The 6,824-nt window shown below is 68.1% G+C and carries 7 protein-coding genes; 6 read left to right on the top strand and 1 reads right to left on the bottom strand.

The features are described from left to right. Together BN11_RS23610 and BN11_RS09325 are read left to right on the top strand one after the other, a co-directional pair. The coding region (locus BN11_RS23610; RefSeq protein WP_048696936.1) for a hypothetical protein at nucleotides 1–463 on the top strand (463 nt) is incomplete at its 5' end. Between the two features lie 109 nt (nucleotides 464–572). Next, nucleotides 573–1,187, top strand: a complete 615-nt coding sequence (locus tag BN11_RS09325) for a DUF4126 domain-containing protein (RefSeq protein ID WP_048696935.1) — start codon at nucleotides 573–575, stop codon at nucleotides 1,185–1,187. 94 nt (nucleotides 1,188–1,281) lie between these two features. Here BN11_RS09325 and BN11_RS09320 read toward each other — a convergent pair whose 3' ends face one another. Then, nucleotides 1,282–1,635 (bottom strand): hypothetical protein, encoded by a 354-nt coding sequence (locus tag BN11_RS09320; protein WP_157044059.1) that lies wholly within the window; start codon nucleotides 1,633–1,635, stop codon nucleotides 1,282–1,284. Between the two features lie 331 nt (nucleotides 1,636–1,966). Here BN11_RS09320 and metG point away from each other — a divergent pair, with 331 nt between their 5' ends. The 4 genes from metG to BN11_RS09300 form a co-directional block, all read left to right on the top strand. Beyond that, complete coding sequence (gene metG, locus BN11_RS09315) at nucleotides 1,967–3,763, top strand: methionine--tRNA ligase (protein ID WP_048696932.1); 1,797 nt, start codon at nucleotides 1,967–1,969, stop codon at nucleotides 3,761–3,763. A gap of 71 nt (nucleotides 3,764–3,834) precedes the next feature. Next, nucleotides 3,835–4,620, top strand: coding sequence for a TatD family hydrolase (locus BN11_RS09310; protein WP_327152854.1), 786 nt, complete (start codon nucleotides 3,835–3,837; stop codon nucleotides 4,618–4,620). Between the two features lie 346 nt (nucleotides 4,621–4,966). After that, entirely contained in the window at nucleotides 4,967–6,172 is a 1,206-nt protein-coding gene (locus tag BN11_RS25865) for a resuscitation-promoting factor (RefSeq protein ID WP_327152853.1), read from the top strand. Between the two features lie 168 nt (nucleotides 6,173–6,340). Further along, a partial coding sequence (locus BN11_RS09300) for a ribosomal RNA small subunit methyltransferase A (RefSeq protein WP_048701148.1) occupies nucleotides 6,341–6,824 on the top strand: 484 nt, incomplete at its 3' end.

The raw sequence follows: 6,824 nt of genomic DNA, 5'->3' as shown, positions 1-6,824 counted from the left end.
CTCGACCAGCGGCTACTACCGCACCCGGCTGGCCCTGCTGTCGGCGCTGACCGCGCACGTCTCGGGCCAGCTGGCCGCCGCGGTCGACGCCGCCCGGCTGCGGATCGCGGCCCTGGACCTGACGGATCCGGGGCAGGACGAGCGCATAGAGGACGAGATCGTCGCGCTCGTGGTGGGGCAGGCCGCGCGGGCCGACCTGGTGCGCGTGCAGGTCGAACTCGGCGTCGAGTCCTCGCGCTCGCCGCAGCTGGGGGAGTTCTTCGACTCCTGGCGGACCAAGCTGGTGGGGCTGGTCATGGGGATCGCCCGCGAGGTGGCGCCGGACCACGCGAACGAGCGGGCCGAGATCACCGTCGCCGCTTTCCAAGGGGTGCTCATGTCGGCGCTGCTGCGGCCCGAGGGCGAGCGCGCGGCCTACGTCGAAGGCGCCACGCGCCAGCTCATCGCCCTGCTGTCGGCGTGATCCGAGGCGCCACGAGCGGGCGCTCGCCGGGACGGCGGAATAGGACCCGCAGGGTGTGGCGTTGGGCTTCGCGACGTCTTTCCCGCTCCCAGAAAGCTACTCTCGGGTCATGATCGCCGCCTTGACGGGCATCGGGCTCTCGGCCGCAGCCGGCCTCAACGCCTACGTACCTTTTCTCATCGTCGCGCTGATCGCGCGCTTCACCGACGTGCTCACGCTGCCCAGCTCGTTCAGCTGGATGGAGAGCTGGTGGGCGATCGGCATCGGCAGCCTGCTGCTGCTCACCGAGGTGGCCGTCGACAAGATTCCCGCCGTCGACACCATCAACGACGCGGTGCAGAGCTTTATCCGGCCCAGCGTGGGCGGGCTCGTCTTTGCTGCCACCTCCGCCGCGGAGACGATCGACAAATCCCAGTGGATGCAGGACAACCAGTGGGTCGGCATCGTCCTCGGGATCATCGTCTCGGGGCTGGTGCACTCGGGCAAGATGGTCGCCCGGCCGGCCATCAACGCCGGCACCCTCGGTGCCGGGGCTCCGGTCGTCTCCACCATGGAGGACGGCGCCTCGATCGGGCTGTCGCTCATCGCGATCTTCATCCCGATCCTGGTGATCTTGGCGCTGCTGTTGCTCTTCGGGATGATGTTCTGGGTCTGGCGCAAGGTGCGCAAGTGGCGACAACGACGGCGTCAGGACTTGGACGACGCGGGCGTGTCCTACGCCTGAGTGCCCCGTAAGGGGGCAATACGAAAGGGCCGGCAACTCGCGAGAGTTGCCGGCCCTTCCATCTACTCGGCTTACGTGTACGCGATTACTCGGCTTACTTGTACTCGAAGGCGTACGGCAGGTAGACCCGCTTGGTGCCCAGCGGGCAGCGGGCCTGGCTGTAGCCGGTGCCCTGCACGCGCCAGGCGTCCTTGCGCAGGAAGGTGGTGCCATTGGCGCGCTTGCACTTCACGACGGCCCGGAAGGCGTAGCCCGGAATGGAGGCCGGACAGGTCACGCGGATGCCGCGGGTGATGTAGCGAACCGGGCAGCTGACGGCGGTCTTGGCGTCGCCCGCCGAGACGCTGACGCCGGCGGCGCGGATGGAGTCGGTGCTGGCGTTCGCCGAGGTGGCGGTGCCGACCCCCAGGCTCCCCGCAAGGGCGAGTCCGCCGACGATGCTGGTCATGCGCTTCATGCTGGTTGATCCCCTCTGGTAGCCCCGGATCCGTGGCAGGTTGGCCGGTCCGGGCCCTGGTTTCACGGATGGTTACGTGCCCTGCCGAGTAACGACCCAACACCACTTTTCGGGGGCGGGGCAAATCCGCGGCGTCGTGAATTCTTCAACTACCCGGCGCGTGGGGCCAGGGCGAAGAGGCACCCTGCGGGACCAGAGCGGGGCCGCGGCATACCCTAAAACCGTTGGGAGAGAACGGATTCGACATGGGCTCCAGCAGAGTTCGAGAGCACCGGCGAAAACGGGTCAGAACCGTCGGCCGGGGAACCTAAAATTTGGTTCCATGACCACCAAGGTTCTCGCCGCCGTCGCGTGGCCGTATGCAAACGGCCCGCGTCACTTGGGGCATGTCGCCGGCTTCGGCGTGCCCTCCGATGTCTTCGCCCGCTTCATGCGGATGAGCGGCAACGAGGTCCTGATGGTCAGCGGCTCCGACGAGCACGGCACCCCGATCCTGGTGCTCGCCGACAAGCAGGGCGTCACCGCACGGGAACTCGTGGACGTCAACCACGCGATCATCGCCCACGAGCTGGCCGACCTCGGCTGCTCCTACGATCTCTACACCCGCACGACCACGGCCAACCACTATGCCGTTGCGCAAGAACTCTTTTCGCAGGTGTGGAAGAACGGCTACATGATCGAGCGCACCCAGAAGGGCGCCATCAGCCCCTCGACCGGGCGCACCCTGCCCGACCGCTATATCGAAGGCACCTGCCCGATCTGTGGCTACACAGAGGCCCGCGGCGACCAGTGCGACAACTGCGGCAACCAGCTCGAACCCGAGGACCTGATCGACCCGAAGTCGAAGATCAACGGCGAGACACCGGATTTCGTCGAGACCCAGCACTTCTTCCTCGACCTGCCCGCGCTCGCCGGCGCCCTGCGCACCTATCTTGAGGAGCGCGAGGCCTCCGGCACCTGGCGCCCGAACGTCATCAAGTTCAGCCTCAACATCCTCGACGACATCAAGCCGCGCGCCATGACCCGCGACATCGACTGGGGCATTCCCGTGCCGCTCGACGGTTGGCGCGACCTGCCCACCAAGAAGCTCTACGTCTGGTTCGACGCCGTCATCGGCTATCTGTCGGCGTCGATCGAATGGGCCCGGCGCACCGGCGACCCCGAGCGCTGGCGCGAGTGGTGGAACGACCCGGCCGCCCTGTCCTACTACTTCATGGGCAAGGACAACATCACCTTCCACTCCCAGATCTGGCCCGCCGAACTCCTCGGCTACATGGGCAAGGGGGAGCGCGGCGGTGAGCCCGGGATCTATGGCGAACTCAACCTGCCCACCGAGGTCGTCAGTTCCGAATATCTGACGATGGAGAGCCAGCAGTTCTCCACCAGCCGCGGCCATACGATCCTCGTGCGCGATGTCCTGACGCGCTATCAGCCGGACGCATTGCGCTATTTCATCTGCGCGGCCGGCCCGGAGACCTCCGACGCGGACTTCACCTGGCGTGAGTTCGTCCAGCGCACCAACTCCGAACTCGTTGCGGGATGGGGCAATCTGGTCAACCGCACGGCGACGATGATCCACAAGAACTTCGGCGAGATTCCGGTATGCGGTCCGCTCGCCGAGGAGGACCAGGCCGTTCTCGACGTGGTCGCCGCCGGCTTCGAGACCGTCGGCGGGCTGCTGCGCCGCTCCCGGCTGCGGCAGGCCACGGCCGAGGCCATGCGCGTCGTCGGCGAGGTCAACGCCTATATCTCCAAGACGGAGCCCTTCAAACTCAAGGGCGAGGACCAGCGCGAGCGCCTCGGCACGGTGCTTCATGTTCTCGCGCAATGCGTTTCGGACTGCAACACGCTGCTGGCGCCGATGCTGCCGCACTCGGCCAATGCCGTCGACGCCGTCCTCGGCGGCACCGGCGACTTCATGCCGATGCCCCGCGTCGAGGAGGTCGCCGACCTCGACGACGGCAGCCCCTATCCGATCATCACCGGCGACTATGCGGCGACGCCGCCCTGGGCGCGCCGTCCCGTTGAGTCCGGCACCCCCATCGGCAAGCCGGCGCCGGTCTTCGTCAAACTCGACGAATCGGTGATCGCCGACGAGCTCGCCCGGATGACGAGCTGAGAGCCGGTATGCCGCACGACAGCTCTCGGCACAGCATCCCGGCGCGCCCGGAGCCGCTGCCGATACCGTTGGTGGACAACCACACTCACCTCAACATCGTGCGCGACGACGCGCCCTCACTGTCGTTGGACGACGCCCTCGCGGCGGCCGCTGCGGTGGGGGTAACGAAACTGGTGCAGATCGGGTGCGACGTCCAGGCCGCCGAGATCAGCGTGCGGATGGCGCACGAGCACCCGGCGATCGTCGCCGGTGTCGCGCTGCACCCCAACGAAGCGCCCCGGCTGGCGCAGAGCGGGGGGCTCGCCGCGGCATACGACCGGATCGGCGAGTTGGCGCGCGACCCGCGCGTGCGCACCATCGGGGAGACCGGACTCGACTACTACCGCACCGGGCCCGAGGGCCGGGAGGTGCAGCACGAGGCCTTCCGCTGGCATATCGCGCTGGCCAAGGAACTCGGCAAGCCGCTGCAGATCCACGACCGCGACAGCCACGACGACATCCTCGCGGTCCTCGACGACGCCGGCGCCCCCGAGCAGGTCGTCATGCACTGCTTCAGCGGTGACGCCGCCTTCGCCCAGGCGTGCCTCGAGCGCGGGTTCTATCTCTCCTTCGCCGGCCCGATCACGTTCAAGAACAACCACGCGCTGCGCGACGCGCTCGCCGTCACCCCGCTGGAGCGGGTGCTGCTCGAGACGGACGCGCCCTATCTGACGCCGCACCCGTGGCGCGGGGCGGTCAACTCGCCCTATCTGCTCGCGCTGACCGCCCGCTCCGCCGCCGCGGTGCTGGGCATCGCCGTGGCGCACCTGTGCGAGGCCGTGGGGGCGACCGCGGAGGAGTTCTACGGCCCCTGGTGACGCTGCGTGGCCGCCGTGGTGACCCCGTCGTGACGGTGGCGTGACCTATGCCACACGGGCCGGCGCGCTCCTGTGTGGCAGGTGTGACGCAAGGCAGCGGTTGTGATCTGAGTGGCTACCCCGGGTCCCGTCCGTCGTTATCAAAATTTGATTTTTCGTGGGAGATCCGGGCATGGTGGTTTGGTCAGCCGATTCCGACGACCGTCATCGGCAGCACGACCCGGGGGTCCCCCCACCCGGTCCGCGAGGCGTCGCAGCAGCGCGGGATACGTCTTCTTCGAAGCGGTATGTCGGCTGCCCTGTGCCGTTCACCCGCCGGGATCGGACCTACAAACTTGGAGTTTCAGTGAACTTTCTTCCGGTTCGGCGCGTGGCCCAGCTCGGTGTGGTCGGCGTCCTGGCTGCCGGAGTGGCCGGCGTCGCGCACTTCGACAAGTCCGTTGCGCTCACCGTCGAAGGCTCGTCGAGCAATGTCCACGCCTTCGCCAGCACCGTCGGCGATGTGCTCAAGGACGAAGGCATCACCGTCGGCCCCCACGACCTGGTCGTGCCGGGCGTCGGCACCTCGGTCAGCGACGGCCAGAAGATCGTCGTGCGCTACGGCCGCAAGCTCACCGTCACCATCGACGGCGAGAAGAAGGAGTACTGGACCACCGCGACCACTGTCGGTGAGGCCCTGTCCGACCTCGGCCTGCGCGCCGAGGACGCCGTCCTATCCGCCTCCCGCTCCGCCGCCGTCGGCCGCGCCGGCCTGGCGATGACCATGGTGACCCCCAAGGAGGTCACCGTGAAGGTCGACGGCAAGAGCGTCACGAAGACCACCACCGAGACCGACGTCAAGGGCCTGCTCGCCTTGCTCAAGGTCAAGGTCGGCAGCAAGGACATCGTCAAGCCCCGTCTGGACACCCCGATCCAGGACGGTATGAAGCTCCAGGTCACCCGGGTCAAGACCAAGACCGTCACGAAGTCCAGCACGATCGCCTTCGAGACGATCCGCAAGAACGACTCCTCGCTCTTCCAGGGTGAAACCAAGGTCGTCACGGCCGGTCGCAAGGGCGAGAAGGTCAACTACTACACGGTCGTGCTGCACGACGGTAAGGAAGTCAAGCGTTCCTACGTCAAGACCGAGATCCCGACGAAGGTCCGCAACCAGGTCATCGCCGTCGGCACCAAGGAGAAGCCGGCCGCCACGCCGAAGCCGTCCAGTTCCGGCTCGTCGAGTTCCGGTTCCTCCAGCTCCGGCTCGTCCTCGGGCGGCTCCTCGAGCGGCGGGTCCACCGGCGGTTCCACCTCCGGCGCCGGCATCAACCTGGCCAACGCGGCCATGTGGGACCGGATCGCCATGTGCGAGTCCGGCGGCAACTGGCACATCAACACCGGCAACGGCTACTACGGCGGCCTCCAGTTCGCCGCGGCCAGCTGGCTCGCCATGGGCGGCGACGACTTCGCCCCCCGCGCCGACCTGGCCAGCCGCGAGCAGCAGATCACCATCGCCAACCGCTACTACGCGATCGCCGGCCTGAGCCCCTGGGGCTGCGCGCACGCGGCCTGACGCCTCGCAACATCCCCCGCCCCCGCCCGGATCTTCGTTCCGGGTGGGGGCGTGAACTTTTCCGCCCAGTGCCAGTTCCTAGCGCTTCGCCTCGCAATATTTCCCGCCCAAACCGACACAAAGTGGCACTGGGCGGAAAAGTTCACGCGGACCCATAGGGTGAACGGCGTGACGGAGGCGGTGCACTTTCTGGGGGCGGCGGACATCCGGCGCCTGGCCGCCGAGCACGGCGTCCGCCCGACCAAGCAGTGGGGGCAGAACTTCGTCGTCGACGCCAACACGGTGCGGCGCATCGTCAAGACCGCCGCCGTGCAGCCCGACGACGTCGTCGTCGAGGTCGGCCCCGGCCTCGGCTCCCTCACCGTCGGCCTGCTCGAGGCCGCCGACCAGGTGCTCGCCGTCGAGATCGACCCGCGCCTCGCCGCGGCGCTCCCGGCGACCATGAGCGCCGCCGCGCCCGAGCGCGCGGGGCGACTGCGCGTCATACCCGCCGACGCCCTGCGCCTGACCGACCTGCCCGTCGCCCCGACCAAACTCGTCGCCAACCTGCCTTACAACGTCGCGGTGCCGGTCGTGCTGCACCTGCTCGAGACCTTCCCGACGATCGAGCGGGTGCTCGTGATGGTCCAGCTCGAGGTCGCCGAGCGGCTCG

It is taken from the genome of Nostocoides australiense Ben110, from assembly GCF_001050535.1.
Taxonomy (GTDB): Bacteria; Actinomycetota; Actinomycetes; order Actinomycetales; family Dermatophilaceae; genus Nostocoides_A; species Nostocoides_A australiense.
Note: the sequence above shows the minus strand (reverse complement) of the source record. Positions and strands in the feature narration are given on the sequence as shown.

What these genes read in the sequence shown, in the direction of transcription:
- metG (WP_048696932.1), top strand. Translation starts at nt 1,967, where the DNA reads ATGACCACCAAGGTTCTCGCCGCCGTCGCGTGGCCGTATGCAAACGGC.
- BN11_RS09320 (WP_157044059.1), bottom strand. Translation starts at nt 1,635, where the DNA reads ATGACCAGCATCGTCGGCGGACTCGCCCTTGCGGGGAGCCTGGGGGTC.
- BN11_RS09325 (WP_048696935.1), top strand. Translation starts at nt 573, where the DNA reads ATGATCGCCGCCTTGACGGGCATCGGGCTCTCGGCCGCAGCCGGCCTC.